This is a genomic window from Microvirga makkahensis (assembly GCF_009830105.1).
GTDB lineage: Bacteria > Pseudomonadota > Alphaproteobacteria > Rhizobiales > Beijerinckiaceae > Microvirga > Microvirga makkahensis.
In genome coordinates, this window is the sequence record NZ_WURB01000005.1 from 66,954 (window position 1) to 92,128 (window position 25,175).

The 25,175-nt window shown below is 65.5% G+C and carries 20 protein-coding genes; 9 read left to right on the top strand and 11 right to left on the bottom strand.

Annotated features, from left to right (window positions below; translation table 11 throughout):
* Nucleotides 1-27: 27 nt before the first annotated feature.
* The 6 genes from GR328_RS08680 to GR328_RS27240 all read right to left on the bottom strand — a co-directional run bounded on the left by GR328_RS08680 (nucleotide 28) and on the right by GR328_RS27240 (nucleotide 6,497).
* Nucleotides 28-651, bottom strand: coding sequence for a phospholipid methyltransferase (locus GR328_RS08680; RefSeq protein ID WP_160884134.1), 624 nt, complete (start codon nucleotides 649-651; stop codon nucleotides 28-30).
* 66 nt (nucleotides 652-717) lie between these two features.
* Entirely contained in the window at nucleotides 718-1,860 is a 1,143-nt protein-coding gene (gene dnaJ / locus GR328_RS08685) for a molecular chaperone DnaJ (protein WP_160884135.1), read from the bottom strand.
* A gap of 207 nt (nucleotides 1,861-2,067) precedes the next feature.
* Complete coding sequence (gene dnaK / locus GR328_RS08690; RefSeq protein ID WP_160884136.1) at nucleotides 2,068-3,987, bottom strand: molecular chaperone DnaK; 1,920 nt, start codon at nucleotides 3,985-3,987, stop codon at nucleotides 2,068-2,070.
* A gap of 448 nt (nucleotides 3,988-4,435) precedes the next feature.
* The gene (locus tag GR328_RS08695) at nucleotides 4,436-5,281 is read right to left on the bottom strand and encodes a bifunctional helix-turn-helix domain-containing protein/methylated-DNA--[protein]-cysteine S-methyltransferase (RefSeq protein ID WP_246215780.1); all 846 of its coding nucleotides are present in this window, start codon (nucleotides 5,279-5,281) and stop codon (nucleotides 4,436-4,438) included.
* 546 nt (nucleotides 5,282-5,827) lie between these two features.
* Entirely contained in the window at nucleotides 5,828-6,340 is a 513-nt protein-coding gene (locus tag GR328_RS08700; RefSeq protein ID WP_160884138.1) for a DUF2244 domain-containing protein, read from the bottom strand.
* Complete coding sequence (locus GR328_RS27240; RefSeq protein ID WP_246215796.1) at nucleotides 6,315-6,497, bottom strand: hypothetical protein; 183 nt, start codon at nucleotides 6,495-6,497, stop codon at nucleotides 6,315-6,317. The genes GR328_RS08700 and GR328_RS27240 overlap by 26 nt, the downstream gene beginning before the upstream one ends.
* Between GR328_RS27240 and nth the strand changes: the two genes are divergently transcribed.
* Nucleotides 6,430-7,116, top strand: a complete 687-nt coding sequence (nth, locus tag GR328_RS08705) for an endonuclease III (RefSeq protein ID WP_343039344.1) — start codon at nucleotides 6,430-6,432, stop codon at nucleotides 7,114-7,116. The two genes, GR328_RS27240 and nth, sit on opposite strands and share 68 nt — an antisense overlap.
* A gap of 14 nt (nucleotides 7,117-7,130) precedes the next feature.
* On the opposite strand, the gene GR328_RS08710 is transcribed toward nth, so the two are convergent.
* Both GR328_RS08710 and GR328_RS08715 read right to left on the bottom strand, forming a co-directional pair.
* Nucleotides 7,131-7,376 carry a hypothetical protein gene (locus GR328_RS08710; protein WP_160884140.1) on the bottom strand — a complete coding sequence of 82 codons (246 nt, stop codon included), beginning with the start codon at nucleotides 7,374-7,376 and terminating at the stop codon, nucleotides 7,131-7,133.
* A 3-nt stretch (nucleotides 7,377-7,379) separates the two neighbouring features.
* Nucleotides 7,380-8,177 carry an undecaprenyl-diphosphate phosphatase gene (locus tag GR328_RS08715; RefSeq protein ID WP_160884141.1) on the bottom strand — a complete coding sequence of 266 codons (798 nt, stop codon included), beginning with the start codon at nucleotides 8,175-8,177 and terminating at the stop codon, nucleotides 7,380-7,382.
* A gap of 177 nt (nucleotides 8,178-8,354) precedes the next feature.
* Between GR328_RS08715 and GR328_RS08720 the strand changes: the two genes are divergently transcribed.
* From GR328_RS08720 to GR328_RS08730, 3 genes are all read left to right on the top strand, one after another.
* Nucleotides 8,355-9,047: a glutathione S-transferase family protein gene (locus GR328_RS08720; protein WP_160884391.1), complete on the top strand. Its 693-nt coding sequence runs from the start codon at nucleotides 8,355-8,357 to the stop codon at nucleotides 9,045-9,047.
* Between the two features lie 74 nt (nucleotides 9,048-9,121).
* Nucleotides 9,122-10,252 (top strand): tRNA epoxyqueuosine(34) reductase QueG, encoded by a 1,131-nt coding sequence (gene queG / locus GR328_RS08725; RefSeq protein ID WP_205789851.1) that lies wholly within the window; start codon nucleotides 9,122-9,124, stop codon nucleotides 10,250-10,252.
* Entirely contained in the window at nucleotides 10,249-11,115 is an 867-nt protein-coding gene (locus tag GR328_RS08730) for an NAD-dependent epimerase/dehydratase family protein (RefSeq protein ID WP_160884143.1), read from the top strand. The genes queG and GR328_RS08730 overlap by 4 nt, the downstream gene beginning before the upstream one ends.
* A 522-nt stretch (nucleotides 11,116-11,637) precedes the next feature.
* Here GR328_RS08730 and olsB read toward each other — a convergent pair.
* Both olsB and GR328_RS08740 read right to left on the bottom strand, forming a co-directional pair.
* Entirely contained in the window at nucleotides 11,638-12,564 is a 927-nt protein-coding gene (gene olsB, locus GR328_RS08735; RefSeq protein ID WP_160884144.1) for a l-ornithine N(alpha)-acyltransferase, read from the bottom strand.
* A 137-nt stretch (nucleotides 12,565-12,701) separates the two neighbouring features.
* On the bottom strand, nucleotides 12,702-14,237 hold the full coding sequence (locus tag GR328_RS08740; RefSeq protein ID WP_160884145.1) for a YifB family Mg chelatase-like AAA ATPase: 1,536 nt from the start codon (nucleotides 14,235-14,237) through the stop codon (nucleotides 12,702-12,704).
* Between the two features lie 492 nt (nucleotides 14,238-14,729).
* Here GR328_RS08740 and GR328_RS08745 point away from each other — a divergent pair, with 492 nt between their 5' ends.
* The gene (locus GR328_RS08745; RefSeq protein WP_205789853.1) at nucleotides 14,730-15,203 is read left to right on the top strand and encodes a response regulator; all 474 of its coding nucleotides are present in this window, start codon (nucleotides 14,730-14,732) and stop codon (nucleotides 15,201-15,203) included.
* A 12-nt stretch (nucleotides 15,204-15,215) separates the two neighbouring features.
* On the opposite strand, the gene mutS is transcribed toward GR328_RS08745, so the two are convergent.
* Nucleotides 15,216-17,942: a DNA mismatch repair protein MutS gene (gene mutS, locus GR328_RS08750; protein WP_160884147.1), complete on the bottom strand. Its 2,727-nt coding sequence runs from the start codon at nucleotides 17,940-17,942 to the stop codon at nucleotides 15,216-15,218.
* A 151-nt stretch (nucleotides 17,943-18,093) separates the two neighbouring features.
* Here mutS and GR328_RS08755 point away from each other — a divergent pair, with 151 nt between their 5' ends.
* The 4 genes from GR328_RS08755 (at nucleotide 18,094) to GR328_RS08770 (ending at nucleotide 25,022) form a co-directional block, all read left to right on the top strand.
* On the top strand, nucleotides 18,094-20,385 hold the full coding sequence (locus GR328_RS08755; protein ID WP_160884148.1) for an NADP-dependent malic enzyme: 2,292 nt from the start codon (nucleotides 18,094-18,096) through the stop codon (nucleotides 20,383-20,385).
* A gap of 184 nt (nucleotides 20,386-20,569) precedes the next feature.
* Nucleotides 20,570-21,190 carry an HAD family hydrolase gene (locus tag GR328_RS08760; protein WP_343039330.1) on the top strand — a complete coding sequence of 207 codons (621 nt, stop codon included), beginning with the start codon at nucleotides 20,570-20,572 and terminating at the stop codon, nucleotides 21,188-21,190.
* Nucleotides 21,191-21,231: 41 nt separating this feature from the next.
* Nucleotides 21,232-23,697, top strand: a complete 2,466-nt coding sequence (gene hrpB, locus GR328_RS08765; RefSeq protein WP_160884149.1) for an ATP-dependent helicase HrpB — start codon at nucleotides 21,232-21,234, stop codon at nucleotides 23,695-23,697.
* Between the two features lie 1,037 nt (nucleotides 23,698-24,734).
* Nucleotides 24,735-25,022, top strand: a complete 288-nt coding sequence (locus tag GR328_RS08770) for a hypothetical protein (RefSeq protein ID WP_160884150.1) — start codon at nucleotides 24,735-24,737, stop codon at nucleotides 25,020-25,022.
* Nucleotides 25,023-25,175 lie beyond the last annotated feature (153 nt).

Consider the following 25,175-nt stretch of genomic DNA (forward strand, 5'->3'; position numbering starts at 1 on the left):
GATTCGCTGAAGGAGACTCTGCGTTGCTCATGGATGGGAGACCTTGTTGTAGACCCAGACGCGGGCCGGGGGCAGGTTGCGCCAGATCCGGTTGGAGGCTCTGGCCCGATGCGATTGCGAATGCGCCGGGATCGGAGGCACAACCGCATAGGTGAACTGGATGAAGGGCGCATTCGGATGCATCAGATCCTGCGCGGTCTCGAGCAGGGTCAGGCGCTGATCCATGGGCTTGGTGAAGAGCGGCAGGCTCGACACGGTGGCGGCTGCGGGCTCCTTGAGGACGCCGGACAGCGTTTCCTTGAGGTCATAGGCATCGCCCTGGACGATGGTCGCCTTCGGAAAGCGGCGCTTCAGCAGCTGGCAGAATTCCGGATTGAACTCGACGAGGATCAGCCGCTCCTGCTCCACGCCGCGCCGGATCAGGGCATCGGTCACGGGCCCGGTGCCGGGACCCAGCTCGACGACGGGTCCCGGGATGCGGGGGTCGACATAGGATGCCATGGTCCGCGCCAGGACCTTTCCCGAGGGCGTAACCGCGCCGATGGCCAGCGGGCGTTCGAGCCAGGAGCGGAGGAATCTGGCTTCGTCCTGAAAGCGATCCTTCCTGAAGGGGATTTTCCGGGTCGTGGGCCGTTGAGACGACTGAAGCACTGGGAAGACCCCTCGGGCGGGCGGATCACACGGGTTGTTTAGAACTCAAAGGAAAGGAGCGTCAAGCTAGCTCGATCCGCTCAGGCCGTCGAGAAACTCCCGGAAGCGAGAGAAGAAGCCAGAGCTCTCGGGATGATTTTCCTTGGAGCATTCCTTGTCGAACTCCTCAAGAAGCTCGCGCTGGCGCTTGGTGAGCTTCTGCGGGGTTTCCACAACGACCTGGATGTAGAGGTCGCCCACGTCCCGGGAGCGCAGGACCGGCATGCCCTTGCCGCGCAAGCGGAACTGCTTGCCGGTCTGGGTGCCGTCGGGCACCTTCACGAGGGCCTCGGTGCCGCCGAGCGTCGGGACGCTGAACTCACCGCCCAGCGCCGCGGTCACCATGGAGATCGGCACCCGGCAGAACAGATCCGCGCCGTCCCGCTGGAAGAACGGATGGGGCTTGATCGAGAGGAAGATGTAGAGATCGCCCGGAGGCCCGCCGCGCAGGCCTGCCTCGCCTTCGCCCGCGAGGCGAATGCGCGTGCCGTCCTCGACGCCCGCCGGGATGTTGACCGAGAGCGTGCGCTCGCGGGTGACGCGGCCCGCACCGCCGCAGGCTGCGCAGGGATCGTCGATCACCTCGCCGCGCCCATGGCAGTTCGGGCAGGTGCGCTCGATGGAGAAGAAGCCCTGCGTGGCGCGGACACGGCCGATGCCGCCGCAGGTGGGACAGGTCTTGGGTTTGGAGCCCGGTTTCGCGCCGCTCCCCGAGCAGGCCTCGCAGGTGATGGAGGTGGGAATCTTCAGCTCGGCCGTCTTGCCGTGGAAGGCCTCGTCGAGGGTGATCTCGAGGTTGTAGCGCATGTCCGCGCCACGCTCGCGCCCGCCGGCGGCGCGGCCCCGGGGGCGGCCGCCCGCATCGCCGAAGAAGTTTTCGAAGATGTCCGACATGAAGTCGGAGAAATCCCCGCCGAAACCCGGACCGCCCGGGCCGCCGCCATTGGCGAAGGCCGCGTGGCCGTAGCGGTCGTAGGCCGCGCGCTTCTGCGCGTCGGAGAGGGTCTGATAGGCCTCGTTGATTTCCTTGAACTTGACCTCGGCCTCGTGGTCGCCCGGATTTCGGTCCGGGTGATACTGCATCGCGAGCTTTCGGAAGGCGGATTTCATCTCCGCGTCGGTCGCGGTCCGCGAAACGCCGAGAACGTCGTAGTAATCGCGCTTGGACATGTCAGGCGCCCCTGGGAGCTTTCAATCGCTCCGTTGTGCTGCCGATCGGACCCGGGTGCTCACAGCAGCCCACGGCATCGGGGCGAACCCATGCAGCGTGACGTTTGGTCGAATGATCGGTCATTGGTGTTTCAAGCCGTTTCACGAAAACGGCACCCGGCGTTCGCAACCGGGTGCCGAATTCATTTCAAAAGGTGCGCATGGCGTTTAAGCGCGCTTCTTCTTGTCGCCTTCGTCGACTTCCTGGAAGTCGGCGTCGATGACGTCGTCCTTCTGGGCGTTGTCGTCGCCCTCGGGCTGCGCGCCGGCCTCGCCGGCATTGGCTTGAGCCTGGTACATGGCTTCACCCAGCTTCATGGAAGCCTGCATCAGGTCCGTGGTGCGGGCCTTGATGACCTCGGCATCGTCGCCGTTGAGAGCCTGCTTGAGCGCGTCGATGGCGGTGGTGATGCCCTGCTTGTCGGACTCAGACACCTTGTCGCCATACTCCCCGAGCGACTTCTCGGTGGCGTGGACGAGGCTTTCGCCCTGGTTCTTCGCCTCGACGAGCTCGCGGCGCTTCTTGTCCTCCTCGGCGTGGGCTTCGGCGTCCTTCACCATCTTCTCGATGTCGGCGTCCGAGAGGCCGCCCGACGCCTGGATGCGGATCTGGTGCTCCTTGCCGGTCGCCTTGTCCTTCGCCGTGACGTTCACGATGCCGTTCGCGTCGATGTCGAAGGTCACCTCGATCTGCGGCACGCCGCGCGGTGCGGGCGGAATGCCCATGAGGTCAAACTGGCCGAGCAGCTTGTTGTCCGCCGCCATTTCGCGCTCGCCCTGGAAGACGCGGATCGTCACCGCGTTCTGGTTGTCTTCCGCGGTCGAGAAGACCTGACTCTTCTTGGTCGGGATCGTGGTGTTGCGCTCGATCAGGCGGGTGAACACGCCGCCGAGCGTCTCGATGCCGAGCGAGAGCGGGGTCACGTCGAGGAGGAGGACGTCCTTCACGTCACCCTGGAGCACGCCCGCCTGGATCGCCGCGCCGATGGCCACGACCTCGTCCGGGTTCACGCCCTTGTGGGGCTCCTTGCCGAAGAAGTTCTTCACCACTTCCTGGATCTTCGGCATGCGGGTCATGCCGCCGACCAGGACCACCTCGTCGATGTCGCCGGCGGAGATGCCCGCGTCCTTGAGGGCCTTGCGGCAGGGTTCGATGGTCTTCTGAACGAGGTCGTCCACGAGCTGCTCGAACTTGGCGCGCGAGAGCTTGAGGGCCAGGTGCTTCGGACCGGACGCATCCGCGGTGATGTAGGGCAGGTTGATCTCGGTCTGAGCGGCCGAGGACAGCTCGATCTTCGCCTTTTCGGCGGCTTCCTTCAGGCGCTGAAGGGCGAGCTTGTCCTTGGTCAGGTCGATGCCCTGCTCCTTCTTGAACTCGGCCGCGAGATACTCGACGAGGCGCATGTCGAAGTCCTCACCGCCGAGGAAGGTGTCGCCGTTCGTCGACTTCACCTCGAACACGCCGTCGCCGATCTCGAGGATCGACACGTCGAAGGTGCCGCCGCCGAGGTCGTAGACCGCGATCATGCCGGACTGCTTCTTGTCGAGGCCGTAGGCCAGCGCCGCAGCGGTCGGCTCGTTGATGATGCGCAGGACCTCGAGGCCGGCGATCTTGCCCGCGTCCTTGGTGGCCTGGCGCTGGGCGTCGTTGAAATAGGCGGGAACCGTGATGACGGCCTGCGTCACCGGCTGGCCGAGATAGGCCTCCGCGGTTTCTTTCATCTTCTGCAGGGTGAAGGCGGAGATCTGGGACGGCGAATACTGCTTGCCGTCGGCCTCGACCCATGCGTCGCCGTTCGGGCCCTTGATGATGTGATACGGCACGAGACCCATGTCCTTCTTGGTCATGGGATCTTCGAAGGTGCGTCCGATCAGGCGCTTGATGGCGAAGAATGTGCGCGACGGGTTCGTGACCGCCTGGCGCTTGGCCGGCTGGCCGACGAGGCGCTCGCCTTCGTCCGTGAAGGCCACGATGGACGGGGTCGTCCGGGTGCCTTCCGCGTTCTCGATGACTTTGGGCGTCGTGCCTTCCATGACAGCGACGCAGGAATTGGTGGTGCCGAGGTCGATACCAATGACCTTACCCATGGCGGGATCCCTCACTTTCAAGCAGACCGCCGGACCCTGAAAGCAGCCCGGCCCATGGCTTACATGTTGAATGACTTCACAAGACGCCCCAACCGGAACGGCCCTGCTGGCGCTGATATAAGAAGGGGTTTTGAACGCCGCAAGACGATCCTGACGGTGAGTTGGCGTCATTGCGTCAGAGCCGGGCTCTGTTGCAGAGCTGCAATAGGGGTAAGTGGCTGAGGCTTATGATCTTTATGCTTCTGCCCCAAGTATGGCCATTATCGCTAAGCGGGGAGAGGGCTGTTCGCCCTGTCCTGATGTGTCCCGGCGTAACGATGCTCCCCTCGTCATGGCCGTCCTGGACCCGATCCGGGGATCAGTTCCAGCCAGCCCGATCGGAAAGCCTCCGCGCCTCGGGGAGTCGGGGGCACCGGCGCAAGGCCGCTGCGGATGGCGGAAGGCTTCTTCATTGAGCACGCCCCGCTTCCCACCCCAGGATCGCCTGCTTGCGGGTGAGGCCCCAATGATAGCCCGTGAGCGCGCCGGAACGGCCGAGCACCCGGTGGCAGGGAACTACGAAGGAGATGGGGTTCCTGCCCACCGCCGCCCCCACCGCTCGGGCTGCGGCGGGCTTGCCGATGTGGCGGGCGATGTCGGAATAGGTAGTGGCCCGGTCGCGGGGGATGCGCAGCAGTGTCTGCCAGACCCTCACCTCGAAATCGGTGCCGATCAGCACGACCCGCAAGGGCTGCTCCGCCTGCCATTGCGACGGGTCGAAGATGCGCCCGGCCAGCGGCGCGGTGGCGGCCTCGTCCTCCACGTAGAGCGCCCTCGGCCAGCGACGGGTCATGTCGTCGAGCGCCGCCTGTCTGTCGCCGTCGTCCACGAAGCCCAGACCCGCGAGGCCCCGCTCTGTGGCCACCAGGATCGCCTCGCCGAAGGGAGAGGGGTGAAAACCGTAGCGCATGGTCAGGCCCGCTCCGCCCGCCTTGTAGTCCCCCGGCGTCATGGCCTCGTGGGTCACGAACAGGTCGTGCAGCCGGGCGGGGCCGGACAGGCCGACCTCGTAGGCGGCGTCCAGCACGCTGGCGGAGGCGGCCAGCAGAGCCTTGGCGTTGTCGAGCGTGATCGCCTGGAGAAAGGCCTTGGGACTCAGGCCCGCCCAGCGCCGGAAGAGATGATGCACATGGGTGGTGGAAAGCCCCACATGGTTCGCGATGGCCTCCAGCGAGGGCTGCTCCCGCCAGCGCTCTGAGATGAACGCAATGATCCGGCGCACCCGCTCGTAATCGGCCTGAGGCTCCTCCGGCATGCTGAGATGGCCGGGTTCGATGGTGATGTCGCGCAAGGTATCGAGCATGGCGTTGTCCTCTTGCAGGCACTCTAGGCGGTCCCGGGAGGAGGCGACACCCGATTTCTGTGGCGCTGGCGAGAGGAGGAGTGATGGAAACCGCGATACGGTGACTTTCTTCACGTTGCAGCCATCGACTTCCAGGTCGACATGATGGTCTTTGCCCAAAGTGACGTAATCCATTTGCCTCGTGACAGCCCCATCAGGGGAGGCGCATGTCGAAGCGACCCCGGAATCCGCATAAATCTGTCTCATGAAATATTGGCTGCCGGTGCCCGGCTCGAGGGACATCGGAGAATCCCCCGCAGGGGGTGAGGCTGCCACCGGGAAATTCATGATGAACGAACCTGACCACAACGATGCCCGGTCCAAACACAAGTGCGGAAAGTCCAACCACACTGACGAGAAGTGCCAATGCCAGGGATTTGAAGCGTTTCATCGGGAAGCCTTTCACCCGATGCATGTCGCAACTTCGTTGCGCCGATCAGTGCTCTGATGGTTGAAGCTTCAATAGCCCCGCTTCACGTCCGAAAGCGCGCGGCCGAAGGTATCGGCGAAGGTTTCCCGCTCCTCCGGGGAAAGGTCGCGAGCGATCACGACATGCTGATTCCGGGAGATCAGCGCCAGTTTCTGCAGGCCGAACTCGTCATCGACCTCGCGGTCGAGGCGGGTCCAGAGCGGGTTGAACTGCCATTCGCGCGCCTCACCCCGGTCGCTGACCTTGCGCAGGAGGAGGCGAATCGGCGTCAGCTCCAGCTGCTCGAAGGCCAGTCCCTGCCGGTAGCTGACTCGGAAGGCGATATAAAGACCCAGGAAGTCCAGGCCGAAGAAGCCCGCGATGGGCCAGAAGCCCATGAAAACGAAGGGAAGACTGGCGGCGACGGAGACCAGGCAGACCAACGCCATCAGGATCCTGAACCCGCGAGGGCTCAAGGACCGGTGCGGGCGGATGACGGCCGAGAACACCGGCTTCTCGAACCGGTCGGCCTCATCCTCAAATGTCGCCTTGCTGACTGCCATGGTCCAGATATAACGCGAGAATGACCGATCTGAAGCAGCCAATCCGCCGCAAACCCCCGTCGACCTCTCCGTCGAAGCCGAAAGCCGCCGTGCCGGCGAAGGCTGCCGGGAAAGCGTTGCGGTTGCGGGCGCCGAAGCCTGTCGGCAGGGCTACCATGATCGAGATCTTCCGCCGCCTCAAGGAGGCGAACCCGGAGCCCAAGGGCGAACTGGATTACACCAATCCCTATACGCTCCTCGTGGCCGTGGCGCTCTCCGCCCAGGCTACGGATGTGGGCGTCAACAAGGCGACGAAGGGGCTTTTCCCCATCGCCGATACGCCGCAGAAGATGCTGGAGCTCGGCGAGGAGGGGCTCCGGCAGCACATCAGGACGCTGAACTTCTTCAACACCAAGGCGAAGAACGTCATGGCGATGTCCCGGCGCCTCGTCGAGGAGTTCGGCGGCGAGGTGCCCAATTCCGTCGAGATCCTGGAAACCTTGCCAGGGGTAGGCCGCAAGACTGCGAGCGTCGTGGTCAACATCGCCTTCGGCGACCCGCGGGTGGCGGTGGATACGCATATCTTCCGGGTCACGAACCGGCTGCCCCTCGCCATCACCAGGACGCCGCTGGAGACGCAGGAAGCGCTCGAGAAGCTGATCCCGGACGAGTACCGGCTCCACGCCCATCACTGGCTCATCCTGCACGGGCGCTACATCTGCAAGGCCCGCAAACCCGAATGCTGGCGCTGCCCGGTCAACGATCTCTGCCGTTACCCGGACAAGACGATTCCGTGAGCTTCTGGGAGGGCTCAAGGCCTCAAGCAGCGCGGTGCCTGACGCACGCAGGCGATGCCGGGCGACGAGCAGGCGAGTCCCTGCGGGGTGCGGGCGCAGACGATGCAGCCGTCTGTCCATTCGGAGCAGGCGGGCCCGGGCGCGGCGCGGCGGTTCTGCGGTAGCGAGGCGGGAACGGCCGCGAAGACGGCCAGCGCCGTCACGATCAGCGCCGTCAGGGCGGCGAGCGAAACGGCGAGGGCTTGGTCACGCGCCGGCATGGCTCAGCCGAAGGCGATGAGGCCAGCCAATCCCGCCGCGCCGAGGACGATCCGCCAATAGGCGAACGGCGTGAAGCCGTGGCGGGAGACGTAATCCAGCAGCGTCCTCACGACGACCACGGCTGCGACGAAGGCGGCGACGAAGCCCGCCACGATGATGACGGCGTCGTTGGCCGAGAGGATCTTGTAGTTCTTCAAAAGGTCGTAGGTGAAGGCTCCCGCCATGGTGGGCATGGCCAGGAAGAAGGAGAACTCCGCCGCCGCCCGCTTCGAGGCGCCCATCAGCATGGCGCCGACGATGGTGGCGCCTGAGCGTGACACGCCGGGGATCATTGCAAGGCATTGGAGAATGCCGATCTTCAGGTACATGGGCAGCGGGAAGCGGGTCGCGTCGTCATGCGTGGCGTCCAGAGGCATGCGGTCGACCAGGAGGAGCACGAAGCCGCCCGCGATCAGGGTCATGCACACGATCCAGGGATCGAAGAGCACCTCCTTGATGAAGCCGTGCAGCACCGCGCCGATGAGCGCCGCCGGCAGGAAGGCGATGACGACACCGATCACGAAGCGCCGCGCATCGGGATGGTAGGGCAGGGCCTTGGCGATGGTCCAGAGCTTGTTGAAATAGACCGAGAGGATTGCGAGGATCGCGCCCAGCTGGATCAGAACTTCGAAAGTCTTGCCCGTGGACTCGAACCCGAGGAAGTGGCCGACAAGCAGCAGATGACCGGTGGAGGAGACAGGCAGGAATTCTGTCAGTCCTTCGATGAGGCCCAGGAAGAGCGCCTCGATGATATTCGCCATCGTTGAAAATCCTTGAAACGGCGCCAGATGCAGGGGCGTCCCCGGACGTGTCAAGAAAGCATTGCAGCATCAAGGCCGTCTTCATGCGTCTGGAGCATGAGATTCACCAAAATTCCTTACCGCCCGTTAACAGGGCGCGGCCTTATTCTCGCCGCCTGTTTCGCGCTCACATCATTCATGGCCATCCTGCATTCTTACCCCTTCTGTCCGCATTCGCGGTTCGCGCGCCTTATTCTCGCGGAAACAGGTCTCGCGACGGAACTCGTCGAGGAGAAGCCGTGGGAACGGCGCATCCCCTTTTTGGAGATGAACCCCGCCGGGACTCTCCCCGTTCTGGTCGACGACAGCGGCTTGGCCGTTCCGGGAGCGCGGGGTATTGCGGGTTACCTCGACGATGTACAGGGGGAGGGGCTGAACGGCCGGAGGCTCCTGCCGCAGAACATCGCGCAAAGGGTCGAGGTGCGCCGCCTGCTCGACTGGTTTCTCGGCAAATTCCACGAGGAGGTTTCCGACTACCTTGCCACAGAAAAGATCTATAAGCGGTTCATGCCCGCGGAATTGGGCGGCGGTCCGCCGGATATGGGCGCGATTCGCGCCGCGCGGACCAATGTGCGATACCATCTGAAATATATCGGCTTCCTGATTGCTCAGAGAAACTGGCTGGCCGGCGACCAGATGACCTATGCGGATCTGGCGGCGGCTGCCCATCTCTCTGTGGTGGATTATCTCGGCGACGTGCCATGGGACGAGAACGAAACGGCGAAGGAGTGGTACGCCCGGGTGAAATCCCGGCCGTCGTTTCGCGCGCTCCTGGCGGATCGGGTCCCGGGCATGGCGCCGGCGGAGCACTACGGCAATCTGGATTTCTAAAGCACGACCGGAACGAGGGGGACCCGGTCGTTCGCCCGGACCATGCGGCAGGGGTGGGGAGGAACGGCGAAGCCTTGAAGCGCGCCTTCGTGGAGCGCGCCAGGCAGATCGGCTTCGACACGATCCGCATCGCTGCCCCGGATTCGATCCCGCTCGCGCCGGAGCGCCTGAAAGCGTGGCTGGAGGCAGGCCGCCACGCCTCCATGGACTGGATGGCGGACACCGCCGAGCGCCGCGCCGATCCCCGCGTGCTCTGGCCGGACGTGCGCAGCGTCATTCTGCTGGGCGTCAATTACGGCCCTACTGGCGATCCGCTGGCGACGCTCGCCAAGAAGGATCGCGGGTCGATCTCGATCTATGCCCGCAACCGGGATTATCACGACGTGATCAAGGGCAAGCTCAAGGAGGTCGCCGGCTTCCTCGCCTCCAGGGCCTCGTCCGACGTGAAGGTATTCGTGGACACGGCGCCGGTCATGGAAAAGCCTCTCGCGGAAGCGGCGGGCCTGGGCTTCCAGGGCAAGCACACCGTCATCGTCTCGCGGGAATTCGGCAATTGGCTCTTCCTCGGCGCGATCTTCACCACGGCGGAGCTTCCCGCCGACGAGCCTGAGCGCAACCATTGCGGTTCGTGCCGGCGCTGCCTCGATATCTGCCCGACCAACGCCTTTCCGGCTCCCTTCCAGCTCGATGCGCGGCGCTGCATCTCGTATCTGACGATCGAGCACAAGGGGCACATCCCGGAGGAGCTGCGCCCCGGAATCGGCAACCGCATCTTCGGTTGCGACGATTGCCTCGCCGTCTGTCCATGGAACAAGTTCGCCCAGGCGAGCCGCGAGGCGAAGCTCATGCAGCGGGACGACCTCGCCGCTCTGCCGCTCGCTGATCTGGCGCGCCTCGACGATCCCGCATTCCGTACCCGCTTCTCCGGCACGCCCATCAAGCGCACGGGGCGGGACCGCTTCATCCGGAACGTGCTCATCGCTATCGGCAATTCAGGCGATGCCGCTTTGGCCGATGAGGCCGCGCGCCTCCTCGACGACCCTTCCCCGCTCGTGCGGGCCATGGCGGTCTGGGCGGTCGGCCGCCTGCTCCCGCGCGAGGCCATTGCATCCCTCGGTGCCGGCCGCTTCGAGCGCGAGGAGGATGCGGATGTGCGTGTGGAATGGAGCCGCGCCCTCGGGATACAGGAGGAGGTAGCGGCGTGAGGCTATTCGTTTTCGGTCTCGGCTATACGGCGCGGGCGTTCATCCGGGCCTTCCCCTGGACGCATGTGGCCGGAACGGTACGTGAGGACGGCAGGGCGCAGGATCTCAGGGTTCAGGGCGTGGCCGCGCATCCCCTTGCAGAGGGCGATGGCGGCCTTTGGGACGATCTTCGGGGTGCCGGGGCGATTCTGGTCTCGGCGCCGCCCGATGCAGAGGGCGATCCCACGCTGAACCGTTTCGCGGAACGGATCGCATCGTCCGGCGCCTCATGGATCGGCTATCTCTCCACCACAGGGGTCTACGGCGATCATGGCGGAGCCTGGATCGACGAGACGACGCCTCCAGCGCCGCAAAGCCGCTCATCGGAGCAGCGCCTCGCCGCCGAGCAGGCATGGCTCGATCTGGGGCGCAAGACGGGGCAGGCCGTTCACGTGTTCCGCCTGACCGGAATTTACGGGCCGGGACGCAATGCGTTCGTCAGCCTCGCACGGGGAACCGCTCAGCGCATCGTGAAGCCGGGGCAGGTGTTCAACCGCATCCATGTCGACGACATTGCCGCAACGCTCGTCGCTTCGCTGAGCAGGCCTCGCGCCGGTGCGATCTACAACGTGACCGATGACGAGCCCGCGCCTCCGCAGGATGTCGTCGCCTATGCCGCCCGGCTGGCGGGCGCCGAACCGCCGCCCGAAACCGCCTTCGAGGCAGCGCGGATGAGCCCCATGGCGCTGAGCTTCTATGCAGAGAACAAGCGTGTCTCGAACCGCCTGATCAAGGACGAGCTCGGCGTGCGCCTGCGCTATCCCACCTATCGCGAAGGTCTCGCTGCGCTCCATGCAGCGGGTGAGTCCAACTCCGCGGCGTGACGGTTCGCGGTCGGGCCGCAACAATCGAGGTCGAGCGGGTTGATCGGGAGGCGGGCAGGAGGCCGGTCTTGTCCATCGGGCCGTTCATTCAGCTCATGCATGTTTCAGGCTCGTCATCATGCCGGCGACATGTGCATCCAAGGACATGAGCAGGACATCCCGCAATGACGGTTTGGGAGGGAAGGCGGGACACACCACAATGCGCATCGCGGCCGTGATCCATGCCATTGCCGTAGCCCTGGATACAGATGAAATCGCACAAAAGGCGAAATTGGTCTGACGGTGGCGGAAGGCGCCCTCGCTGAAGAGGGCGTTTCGCTTCCCTCAACCGGGTCAGCTTCTCCCGGAAACGCCCAGGCCGGGGGACAGGCGTGTTGCGGATCATCCGACCAGCGACGCGCTCGGCGTGTAGCTGGGTTCCTGCACCAGTCGCGAGCGACCAGAGCGTCGGACGTGAGAAATGGACCTGCTCCGTTGGGGCCGATCCGATGCTCTATCCGTTTGCGAGCCTGGCGAACGCGCTCACGCCGCGTGACGGTTTGCGGCCGGGCCGAAATGGTCGATGTAGCGCGGGTTGATCGCGGAGACCGGCAGAATGACGAGCACGTCCGTCGTGCCGAATTGCTTGTCGATCACGGCACCGAATCCGAAGCTCGCGCCGAGCCGCAGATAACCCTTGATCAGAGGCGGCAGGGCATGCAGCGCCGCCTTGGGATCGATGGCCTCCTTCGGCAGAACGTCCATCCGGGTAAAGCGCTCGGGCAGGGCTTCAGCCCGCCACTCGGCAGGTGCGGCGGCATAATGATGGAGGAAGCTCAAGGGCAGGGCGAGTTCCTGCGGGTTCGTGCCCTCAAGGCTCGCGCAGCCGATCATCACATCGACCTTGTAGTTGAGCACATAGGCCCAGATGCCGTGCCACAGCAATTCGACGGTGCGTTTGTTGCGATAGGACTCGAGAACGCAGGAGCGGCCGAGTTCGAGAAACCGCAATGAGGAATGCGCCCTCAGAAGGGGAGCGATGTCGTATTCGCCGCGGGTGTAAAAACCCTGATGACGTTCCGCCACATCCTGGCGCAGAAGACGGTAAGTGCCGACTACCTTCGGCTTCGCGCGCTGCAGGGGACCTGCCTTCGTATCGTGATCGAGGACGAGAAGATGGTCGCAGATGGCGTCGTATTCATCCACATCCCGACGCGAGAGCAGGGCGGCTCCCCGCGGCACGGCCGACATCTCCTCGTAGAAGACCTTGAAGCGCAGCTTCTGCGCCTGGCGAATTTCCTGGGCTGTCGTCGCCAGGCGCACTTCCAGGGAGCCGATCCGGCCGAGCACGGGGTCGAAGCTGCCGTAATGGCGGACGGTTCTCCTCACCATTTCGCGAAAGCCCTTCAAGGCGGGCGCCAGCGCCGGTTTCATGGAAGCTGTCATGCCGTTCAGCAGAGAAGAAGTCATCGAGGTCTCGTGGGCCAGGCGGCCGGTGGTCGTGCCGGCCTTTCGCCGTGACATAGCCATCGTTTCAAACCGTTGTGTGACGAAATCTATCACAAGTGGCGTATCCTCTCACAACAACGCCTTGTGGGTTCATGGGGTCATGCCGCCGACCGGCAGTCCGTATGGGCCCGGTAGGAGAGGGCTTCTGCCACATGGATGCGCCGGATGCGCTCTTCCCCATCGAGATCGGCAAGCGTCCGGCCTACCTTCAGAACCCGATGGAAACCGCGCGCCGAGAGCCGCATGGCATTGGCGGCATCGCGGATCAGGGCGAGCCCATCCGGATCCGGCTGCGCCACGTCCTCGAGGAGGGCCGGGGGGCAGGCGGCATTGGTCATGATGCCTTTCTCCTTCAAGGCGGAATACCGCTTCTCCTGCCGCCTGCGTGCCGCGGCCACTCTGGCGGCAACCTGGGAAGAACCTTCTTCCGGAGGCGGCAGAATGAGATCTGCCGCAGTCACGGCGGGCACGTCGATGGCCAGGTCGATCCGGTCGAGGAGCGGACCGGACAGGCGCGCCTGGTATTGCGCGATGCAGCGCTCGTTCGGCTGGCGACGGCAGACATAGCCGGGTTCCGTTCCCTGCCCGCACCGGCAGGGATTCATGGCGGCCACGAGCTGGAACCGGGCCGGATAGGTCACCCGGTGATTCGCCCGCGCGATCAGGATTTCCCCCGTCTCCAGGGGCTGGCGCAGGGAGTCGAGCACCTGAGGCTGGAATTCGGGAAGCTCATCGAGAAAAAGAACACCGTGATGGGCCAGCGACGCCTCACCGGGTCTGGCATTGAGACCGCCGCCGACGAGGGCGGCCATGGAGGCGGAGTGGTGCGGGGCCCTGAAGGGCCGCCGGTTCGAGAGCGCGCCGTCCGCCAACAGGCCCGCTACGGACTGGATCATCGAAATGTCCAGGAGTTCACGGGGCGAGAGCGGAGGCAGGATCGAAGGCAGGCGCTGGGCGAGCATGGACTTTCCTGCACCCGGAGGCCCGCTCATCAGGAGATTGTGCCCGCCTGCCGCGGCGATCTCGAGGGTTCGCTTGGCGCTTTCCTGCCCCTTGATGTCGCGCAGATCCGGCAGCGTGCTGGAGGCCGGCATGATGGCGGGCTCCGGCCGGCTCATGACCTGCGTGCCCTTGAAGTGGTTGGCGAGCTGAATCAGCGAGCGCGGGGCCAGGATCTCGAGTTCGCGGCTGGCCCAGGCCGCCTCCGGCCCGCAAGCTTGCGGGCAGATCAATCCATGGTGGCGCTCCACGGTCGCCATAGCAGCAGGCAGCACGCCGGCCACGGAGGTGATGGAGCCGTCGAGCGCCAGTTCTCCCAGTACCGTGAAGCCGTTGAGGGCATCCTCCGGGATGGCGCCGATCGCGGCCATGATGCCAAGAGCGATGGGAAGATCGTAATGACTGCCTTCCTTTGGAAGGTCTGCGGGAGCGAGATTGACGGTGATGCGCTTCGCCGGAAGGGCAAGGCCGGAGGCGATCAGGGCCGAGCGGACCCGTTCGCGAGATTCCGCCACGGCCTTGTCGGGCAGTCCGACGATCGTGAAGGCGACCGTGCCTGGGGAGATCTGCACCTGCACGTCGACCGTGCGCGCTTCGATTCCCTCGAAGGCAACAGTAGAAACGCGCGTGACCATCAGGCTCAACCCCCCGCAAGCGGGGGCAACTTTAACGCGGCACAATCAAGTGCGATAGTGTTTCACAAACCTCGTCCACTTCGGAGAAATCCTCGGAAAAGCCGTGGAACCGTTCTGGCCTCATGACGTTGAGTCAGACTGTGCCGGTGCCATTGCCGCCGGCCCGCTCAAGGGGATGGCCGTTCCGTGAAGAGACTAACGATCATGGCAAAAAGAGATGCCAGGATGGGGGCGTTCCGTATGCGCGAAAGCGCAGGGTTCTCAGTTCCTCGAGCATGAACGCCATGTTCTCCCAGTTCGCTTCGCCACGCGCCGGAGCCCCCCTTCAGGAGGCAGGGCAGCAGGAGGCGGCGCACTACCACAGCTGCCGATCGCAACCGCTGCAAATCATCTTTGGGAATATGCAAGACCAACGGATCAGGAATCGGTTGACTTGCCGTGCCCGAAGGCCACGTAAGGCGGTTGAGTTTCTTGTATCTCTCATGCCGCGGGATGCCGGGGAGGCACGGGTTGAGTAACGTGAAGCCTTTACGCATCCTCATCGTCGAAGACGAGTTCCTGATCGCGCTGGAGCTCGAGAGTCTGCTTCAGGACGCAGGACACGACGTGGTTGGGATTGCCGCCACGTCGGGCGAAGCCATCGCCCTCGGCCAGCAGCTTGCGCCCGATCTCGCCTTCGTGGACATCCACCTGGCCGACGGGCTAACGGGGATCGACGTCGCCCGTAATCTCTCCGACCAGCATCATGTGACCGTGCTGTTCATGACGGCCAATGCCAAGCGCATCCCCGAGGACTTTGCCGGAGCGCGCGGCGTGATCGCAAAGCCCTATACTGAGCGCGGCGTGCAGGAGGCTTTGGCCTATGTCACCGCCGAGCAGGAGCATGAACCCAGGGGCACGGACCGGATGACGTTCGTCCCTTTTGATGCGAACAGCCGCGAGGACAGCAGCTCCAAGCTGTCCTAAGACCCTTATCTCCTATCGTTGAGCCTTCAACCGGTAGAGCGCCTCGAGCGCTTCCCGTGGCGTCATCTGATCGGGATCGAGCGCGTCGAGAGCCTCGCGCAGAATGTCCTTCTGCGGGGCCTTGGCGGGCTGCGAGCGAACCGGGGCGGCGAAGAGCGGCAGATCGTCGACGAGCGCCCGCTTCGGGTGCTCCCTGTCCGATTTCTCGAGCTCGCTCAGAATCGTCTTCGCGCGCTCGACCACCGCCGAGGGAAGGCCGGCAAGGCGTGCCACCTGCAAGCCGTAGGAACGGTCGGCGGCGCCGGGCACCACCTCGTGCAGGAACACCACGTCTCCGTTCCATTCCGTGACCTTCAGCGTCGCATTGTGAATGCGCGGCAGCCTCTCGGCGAGGGCGGTCAGTTCGTGAAAATGCGTGGCGAAGAGCGCGCGGCAGCGATTGGCCTCGTGCAGGTGCTCGATGGCGGCCCAGGCGATGGACAGGCCGTCGAAGGTGGACGTGCCGCGGCCGATCTCGTCGAGGATGACGAGGGAGCGCGCCGTCGCCTGATTGAGGATGGCGGCGGTCTCCACCATCTCGACCATGAAGGTCGAGCGGCCGCGGGCGAGATCGTCGGCTGCCCCCACGCGGGAGAAGAGGCGGTCGACGACACCGATATGCGCCTCCTTCGCAGGAACGAAGGAACCCATCTGAGCCAGAACGACGATGAGCGCATTCTGGCGCAGGTAGGTCGACTTTCCGCCCATGTTCGGGCCGGTGATCAGCAGAATGCGGCCTGCATCCTTGCCCGAGAGGTCGGCGTCGTTGGCGATGAAGGCCGTACCTTCCTGTTTGAGGGCCGCCTCGACGACCGGATGGCGGCCACCCTTCACCGCGAAGGCGAGGCTCGTGTCGACGACGGGCCGGGTCCAGTCGAGCCGCACGGCGAGATCGGCCAAGGCGGCCGTCACGTCGATCACGGCGATGGCCCCGGCGGCCGAGGCGACCTCGCCCGAAAGATCGAGAAGTTCTTGCGCCATCTCGTCGAAGAGGCCGAGTTCGATCTTCAGGGCGCGGTCGGCGGCGGAGGCGATCTTCGCCTCCAGCTCGCCCAGTTCCTGCGTGGAGAAGCGCATGGCGCCCGCCATGGTCTGGCGGTGGATGAAGATGTCCTTGAAGGGATCCTTCAGCAGATCCTCGCCCACGTTCTGCGGCACTTCGACGAAATAGCCGATCATGTGGTTGTGCTTCACCCGGAGGGTGCGGCAGCCGGTATCGCTGGCGTAGCGTGCTTGGAGCGCCGCGATGAAGCGGCGGGAATCCTGCTGCAGCTCGCGCAGCTCGTCGAGATTGGCGTCGTATCCGGCGCGCACGAAGCCGCCGTCGCGCTTGAGCAGCGGCAACTCGTCCGCGAGCGCAGCCGCGAGCCTGTCCGCCACGTCCGTGCGCAGGGACTGGAGCTGCCGCGCATTCGTTGAAAGCTCCTTCGGCAGATCCGGCGTGATGGCGAGTTCGAGCCCGAGTTCGCGCGCCGCGAACAACCCGTCTCGCACGCAGGCGAGGTCGCGCGGCCCGCCGCGCCCGAGGCTGAGGCGCGACAAGGCCCGCGCCAGATCCGGCGAACGCTTGAGGATGCGCCGCAGGCGCTCGCGCAGATCCGCGTTCTCCGCCAGGAAGGCCACCGCATCCTGCCGCTCGCGGATCAAGTCGGAATCGGTGAGGGGACCCGCCAGCCGCTCCGCGAGACAGCGGGCTCCGCCCGGAGTCACCGTGCGGTCGATGGTCGCGAGCAGGCTGCCGGCGCGCTCGCCCGCGAGCGTGCGCGTGAGTTCGAGATTGGCGCGGGTCGCCGCATCGATGGCAAGCGCCGCCCCGGCGGTTTCGCGAGACGGCGGGTTGAGAACCGGGCGGCTGTCGATCTGCGTCTTCTCGATGTAGAACAGCACGCTGCCCGCCGCCGTGATCTCGGCCGGGCCGAAGGATCCGAAGGCGTCCAGGGTGGCGACGCCGAAATACTCCTTCAGTCGCCGCTCCGCAGAGGCCGGATCGAGCCCGTCCCGGGAGAGCGGCGTGATCGACGCCCGGGTCTCCCGCCAGAAGCCGGAAAGCTCCGGGTCGTCGTGGATGACGTCGGGCACCAGAATCTCGCGTGGCTCGAAGCGGGCGATTTCCGCGGGCAGGCCCGTGGCATCGGTCTCGCTCAGGACGAAATGGCCCGTGGAGATGTCCACGGCGGCAAGGCCGTAGCACCATTGCGTATCGGAGATGCGGCGGCGGGCCAGGCCCAGAAGGAAATTGGCGCGACCCGGCTCCAGCAGGCGCTCCTCGGTAATGGTGCCGGGGGTGACGAGGCGCACCACGTCCCTGCGCACCACGGATTTGGAGCCGCGCTTCTTCGCCTCGGCCGGATCCTCGGTCTGTTCGCAGACGGCGACCCGGTGGCCGAGGCCGATGAGCCTCTGAAGGTAATCGTCCGCCCGGTCCACCGGCACGCCGCACATGGGAATGTCCTGCCCCAGATGCTTGCCGCGCTTGGTGAGCACGATCCCGAGCGCCTGGCTCGCGATTTCCGCATCCTCGAAGAACAGCTCGTAGAAATCCCCCATCCGGTAGAACAGCAGGCTGTCCGGATTGGCGGCCTTGATCTCGATATACTGCGCCATCATGGGCGTGACGCGGCTGTCCTGCGCGGGCTTCTGGCCGGCGGGACTGGTCTGCTCGTTTCGGTCGGAGGCTCGGTACAGGGCTTGGGACGACATCCGCCCTATGTAGCAAAGCCTGCTCTCCCTTTCACCCGTATCCTGGACGCCGGGCAAAGGGTGTGCACAAGTCTTGAGACGGGCTGCCCTAGGCCTTATGGTCGCATCCCCCTTCGAACACGCGCCCTGTGGCCAGAAACACGAAAGTCCCATGACCGAAGAAACGTCCTTCAATCGCCGCAAGCGCCCCACCTTCACCGACCAGGAGGCGCTGCAGTTCCATGCCCAAGGCAGACCCGGCAAGCTCGAGGTCGTGCCCACGAAGCCGATGGCGACCCAGCGGGATCTGTCCCTGGCCTATTCACCGGGCGTGGCGGTGCCGGTGCTGGCGATCGCGGAAAACCCGGCATGCGCCTTCGATTACACCACGCGCTCCAACATGGTGGCGGTGATCTCGAACGGCACGGCGATCCTGGGGCTCGGCAATCTCGGCGCGCTGGCGTCGAAACCCGTGATGGAGGGAAAGTCGGTTCTCTTCAAGCGCTTCGCGGACGTGGATTCCATCGACCTCGAGGTCGACACGGAGGACGCTGATGCCTTCATCAACTGCGTCCGCTATCTGGGCCCCTCCTTCGGCGGCATCAACCTGGAGGACATCAAGGCGCCCGAATGTTTCATCATCGAGGAACGCCTGCGGGAACTCATGGACATTCCCGTCTTCCATGACGACCAGCACGGCACGGCCATCATCGCCGCCGCGGGGCTCATCAACGCGCTGCATCTCACCGGCCGGGACATGGCTGAGACCAGGCTCGTGGTGAACGGCGCGGGGGCTGCCGGCATCGCCTGCACCGAGCTTCTGAAGGCCATGGGCTTCGCGCCCAACAACGTGATCCTCTGCGACACGAAGGGCGTCATCTACAAAGGCCGCACGGAGGGCATGAACCAGTGGAAGTCCGCGCACGCCGCCGAGACGGATGCGCGGACGCTGGCCGATGCGCTGAACGGAGCGGACGCGGTGTTCGGCCTTTCCGCAAAGGGCGCCTTCACGGACGACATGATCCGGTCCATGGCGCCCAATCCGATCATCTTCGCCATGGCCAATCCCGATCCGGAGATCACGCCCGAGGAAGTGGCGCGCATCCGCAATGATGTGATCATCGCCACCGGACGATCGGATTATCCCAATCAGGTCAACAACGTCCTGGGCTTCCCCTACATCTTCCGCGGCGCCCTCGACGTGCAGGCTACCACGATCAACATGGAGATGAAGGTCGCGGCCGCGCAGGCGCTGGCCGAGCTCGCCCGCGAGGACGTGCCGGACGAGGTCGCGGCAGCCTACCAGGGCGCGCGGCCACGCTTCGGCCGCGACTACATCATACCCGTCCCCTTCGATCCGCGTCTCATCCACACCATTCCGATGGCGGTGGCCCGGGCGGCCATGGATACGGGCGTAGCCCGCCGTCCCATCGTGGACATGAAAGCCTACAAGGCGCAGCTCTCCGCGCGGCGCGATCCCGTCGCCGGGACGCTCAACCGCATCTTCGAGCGGGTGCGCAAGATGCCCAAGCGCGTGGTCTTCGCCGAGGGCGAGGAGGAGAAGGTCATCCGCGCCGCTCTGTCCTTCGTCAACCAGGGACTCGGCCGCGCCATCCTCGTGGGACGCGAGGAGCGGATCTACGAGACGGCTGCGCAGGCCGGCATCGACCTCGAGGGCCGCGAAGGCATCGAGATCCACAACGCACGCCTCTCCCATCGCAACAGCACCTATGCGCAGTTCCTCTACGAGCGCCTGCAGCGCAAGGGCTATCTGTTCCGCGACTGCCAGCGCCTGATCAATCAGGACCGCAATCACTTCGCGGCCTCGATGGTCGCGCTCGGCGATGCGGACGCCATGGTGACGGGCGCGACCCGCAACTATTCGACGGCGCTCGCCGATGTTCGGCATGTGATCGACGCCAAGCCCGGCCACCGGGTCATCGGCGTCTCGCTCTGCCTCGCGCGCGGGCACACGGTTCTCGTGGCGGATACCGCGATCCACGAAATGCCGAATGCGCAGGAGCTGGCGGAAATCGCCATGGAAGCCGCAGGGGTGGCCCGCCGCCTCGGCTACGAGCCACGCGTGGCGCTGCTGTCGTTCTCGACCTTCGGTCATCCGCGCGCCGAGCGCGCCGAGAAGATCCAGGAAGCCGTGGAGATCCTCGACGACCTGCGAGTCGATTTCGAATACGACGGCGAGATGGCGGCGGATGTGGCGCTCAATCGCGATCTCATGGCGCAATATCCCTTCAGCCGCCTGACCGGGCCTGCGAACGTGCTCGTCATGCCCGCATTCCACTCCGCATCCATCTCCACCAAGCTGCTGCAGGAGCTCGGCGGCGCGATGGTCATGGGGCCGCTCGTGGTGGGGCTCGACAAGCCGGTGCAGATCGTCTCGCTCGGCGCCACCGACAACGACATCGTCAACATGGCGGCTTTGGCGGCCTACAACATCGGCGGCTGATCGCCTTCAGGGCCTGTGCGACGGGGGCTGGGCGGGGAGCGGTTCTCCCCGCCCGGCCGGCGCCGGCTCCGCCTCCGGCGGGATGAGGGCAGGGGCGGCGTTCACGGCCGCCATGTCCGATCGGCGAATGGCCAAGCGATGGCCGAAGAGATAAGGGCCTGACGACCGGGCAAGAGGGGCAATCGTGAACACTCGGCAACCCACGACGGTGGTTTTCGATATTGGCAACGTCCTGCTGCGCTGGGATCCGCGCCATCTCTACCGCACCATCTTCGAGGACGAGACGGAGATGGAGTGGTTCCTGGGCCATGTCTGCACACCGGCCTGGAACGTGGAGCAGGACAGAGGCCGCGACTGGGACGAGGCGGTCGCCCTTCTCGTGAACGAGCATCCTCGGCATGAGAGCGCGATTCGCGCCTTCCACGAGCGCTGGCCGGAAACCATCTCGGGGACCTACGAGCAGAACGTGGCCCTGCTCCTGCGGCTGCGGGGGGCCGGGGTGCCGAACTACTCCATCACCAACTTCTCGGGGCCCAAGTTCAGCCTTGCGAAGGAGCTCTTTCCCTTCCTGGCAGGATTCGACGGGGTGATCGTCTCGGGCGACGAGCGGCTTCTGAAGCCCGATCCCGCCATCTACCACCTCCTGGTCGACCGCTACGGGCTCGATGCGGCCGATTGCGTGTTCATCGACGATTCGCGGGCCAATGTCGAAACGGCCCGCGCGGTGGGCATGCACGCGATCCATTATCCCGACGAGCAGGTCGATCTCGCCGTGGAGCTGCGGCGATACGGCTTTCCCGTCTGAGGCAGGCTTGCTCTTCGGGCCGGCTTGCGCCATCAGGCGGCATGCGCGTTTTCGATACCTCTCTGCCCATCGATGCGGTGCTCGCCGATCTTTCGGCGAGCCTGCGCAGCAGCGCCAATGCGGTGCTGGTCGCCCCGCCCGGTGCGGGCAAGACCACACGGGTGCCGCTCATCCTGCTCGACGAGCCCTGGGTGGGGGGCGGAAAGATCATCGTGCTGGAGCCCCGCCGCCTGGCGGCTCGGGCCGCGGCGGAGCGCATGGCCCAGACGCTGGGGGAGCCGGTGGGAGAGACGGTCGGCCTTCGCGTCCGCCTGGGCTCCAAGGTGAGCCGCAGGACGCGGATCGAGGTGGTGACGGAAGGCGTCTTCGCCCGCATGATCCTCGACGATCCCTCCCTCGACGGCACCGCAGCCGTGCTGTTCGACGAGTTTCATGAGCGTTCTCTCGATGCCGATCTCGGTCTTGCCCTCGCCCTTGATGCGCAGGGCGGCCTGCGCGAGGACCTGCGCCTGCTCGTCATGTCGGCGACGCTCGATGGCGCACGCGTGGCGAAGCTCCTGGGGGATGCACCGGTGATCGAGTCCGAGGGGCGGGCCTATCCGGTGGAGACCCGCTATCTCGGGCGCGACCCCAATCGGCGCATCGAGGATCAGGTAGCGGATGCCGTCACCCGCGCTCTTCGCGCTGAGACAGGATCGATCCTGGTATTCTTGCCGGGGCAGGGGGAGATCCGGCGCGTCGAGACCATGCTGCGCGAACGCATCGCCGATCCCGCTATCGACATCGCGCCGCTCTACGGTGCGCTCGACCGGGCTGTGCAGGATCTGGCGGTGAGCCCCGCCAGGCCCGACCGGCGCAAGATCGTGCTCGCCACGTCCATCGCGGAAACGTCGCTCACCATCGAGGGCGTGCGGGTGGTCGTCGATGCGGGCCTTGCCCGCGTACCCGTCTATGAGCCGAATATCGGCCTGACGCGCCTCGAGACCGTGCGCGTCTCGCGCGCCGCCGCCGATCAGCGCCGCGGCCGTGCCGGTAGAACGGAGCCCGGGGTCTGCTACCGACTGTGGGAGGAGGCCGCGACCGGTGCGCTCGAGGCCTTCATGCGCCCCGAGATCCTGTCGGCCGATCTCGCTCCGCTGCTCCTCGACTGCGCGGCTTGGGGTGTCACGGATCCGTCCACGCTCGCCTTCCTCGATCCGCCACCCGCTCCCGCCGTGAAGGAAGCGCGCGCGCTGCTTCAACAGCTCGACGCGCTCGATGGCGAGGGGCGCATCACGGAGACGGGGCGGCGCCTGCGCGACCTGCCTCTGCCGCCGCGCCTGGCCCGGATGGTCCTGAGCGCGGGCGAGAGCGGGCAGGCGCGCGACGCGGCGGACCTCGCTGCCGTTCTCGTCGAGCGTGGGCTCGGCGGCGACGCGGTGGATCTGACCGAGCGCGTCGAGCGCTTCCGCCGCGACCGCTCGCGGCGCGCGGAGGACATGCGGCGCATGGCCGAGAACTGGGCAGGAAGCCGGACGGCTCCTGCCAAAGGCGAGCCCCGCTCCTTCGGCGCCCTGCTCACGCTCGCCTATCCCGATCGCCTCGCCAAGGCGCGGAGCAAGCCGGGCGAATATCTGATGGCGAACGGGCGCGGCGCTTTGCTGGAGGCGCACGAGCGTCTGGCGAAGGAGCCTGCTCTCGCCATTGCCGAGATCGCGGGCGGCGCGGCCTCCGCCCGCATCCTCGCCGCCGCTCCGATCGCCGTGGAGGAGATCGAGGCTGCCTTTGCGGACAGGATGGAGCAGAGGGACGAGATCGCCTTCGACCGGCAGGCGAAGGCGCTGCGCGCCCGCGGCGTGCGCCGCCTCGGGGCGCTCGTGTTGAGTGAACGTCCGCTGAAGGTCCCCGCGACGGAGGAGGCCGCGCGCGCTCTTGCCAGGGGGCTCTTGTCCCTGGGGCTCGACGTGCTGCCCTGGTCCAAGGCGCTGGCGCAGTGGCGCGACCGCGTGATGTTCCTGCGCAGGGCGGAGGGCGACGAATGGCCCGACCTCTCCGACGAGGCGCTGACCGCGACGGCGGATGAATGGCTGGCGCCACATCTTGTGGGAAAGAGCGGTCTGAGCGAGATCGGCGCCGACCTCCTCAGCGAGGCCCTGCGCGGTCTTCTGCCCTGGAACCTCCAGCGGCGCCTCGACGCCGAGGCGCCGTCGCATGTCGAGGTGCCGACGGGTTCGCAGATCCCGGTCGATTATGGCTCGCCGGAAGGGCCCGTCCTCGCGGTGCGCGTGCAGGAACTGTTCGGCCTCGACAGGCATCCCACCATCGCGGCGGGGCGCGTTCCGCTCATCCTGCACCTTCTCTCGCCGGCGCAGCGTCCCATCCAGATCACCCGTGATCTGCCGGGCTTCTGGCGCGGGTCATGGGCGGCGGTGCGGGCCGACATGCGTGGGCAATACCCCAAGCATCCCTGGCCGGACGATCCGCTCACGGCGCCGCCGACACGGCGCGCGCATAAGCGGCAGACCTGACATCCTCGGCCGTGGTGATCTCTGCAAGAGAATGCACGACGGGCAACGGCCCCATTCCAAGCAGGGCCCCAGCCAGCGTGTTGATCTGGACGCGGTAGGTTTCGCGCGGTGGAGACGGGAATATCTTGGTGCTCTCAGCGATGGCACGGAAATCCGCGCGGGCCTTGGCTGACATCCATGGGTGTCGCCCGGAGGCGTGAAGAGAGAGGTCGAGAGTTTTCTCAATGCAAGTGGAACTGTTTCGGAGCGAAACCTGTTCTCAGCGCGAAGGCACTTCGCTGCGGTCTTGACCATAGTGCCCTCTGAGGGATCGTCATCCTTCAGAGTTCTTCTTCCTCAAATCCCGCTCTCCTTAGTAAATGAAAGTCTGTCGGATCTGGCTATGTGTGTAGCCGTGCCGATTTGCGTTTAAATTCGGTTAACCCGAGGAGAATTTTTGCCGAATTAGGACTAGGAACCAAATTCGTTCCTCTGCGTCTTCATGGATATAGGCTGATGTTCTTCAGCCTGCTTTCAAAAATCCTAAGTCTTGTAGGTGAACCCCATGAAGCGTTCGCACGCTCTTGCTTTGTCTGGCGCTATCCTCTCCCTTGCCTTCTCAATACCATCCAATGCTCAGGTCGCTCGGTCCACCCAGCAGTGTGTCCCGGCTGTCGCTGATGTTTCTATGTACCACAACTGCCGTCTTCGGGTTGTTGCGGGCCAGGAAGTCTGCCGTTGTGCAATTCGGCCTCAGGCGCTCCGCAGAATGGATCGCCGACAAGACCAGGATCAGGCTGCCACGATCACCGGGTCGATCGGCAGTCGCCCTGCTTCCCTTCTAGACGCCCCCAGCCCGGTCCGTGGGGGAACGGGTGTCATTGGCGCCGGCAGCCGTGCTTCCGGAAATGCAGGCACTGTCGGCGGTATCGGTAATTCCGGCACAGTGGGCGGGGGGGCAGGCCCGAGCCGCGGCGGGGCCGTTGCCGACAATGGGGGCGCCGCGGTAGGGGGGCGTGGAAGCACCGGCGGTGTAGGTAATGCTGGTGGCTCGCCCGATGGCACTTCGACCGGCGGCATCGGCGGCGATTCTGGCTCTGTGGGTGGTAACGCAGGAGGTCGTGGAAACAACGGCCACGGCAACGACCCGGATGGGAATGACTCATCCAATCCTGGCGGCTCTAACAATGGCGATGGCACCGATGCTGACGGTCCTGCCGGCAATGGCGGCGGCCGGGGCGGTGATGGCGGTCCCGGAAACGGCAATGGCGGCGGCCGGGGCGGTGATGGCGGTCCCGGAAACGGCAATGGCGGCGGCCGGCGCTAACACCGCTGAGCTGGTTTGATCTAAGGGCCCCTGGCTAGATCTTAGCCGGGGGCTTCTCCGTTTGCTCACCTGATCGGGTGAGCAAATCTGAAGATGTGGAGTCAGAGGCCGTGCGGCTGAATTTGAGGCACAAGGTGTGAGATCGGGCCGCCCACCCTAGGGGAACAATGAG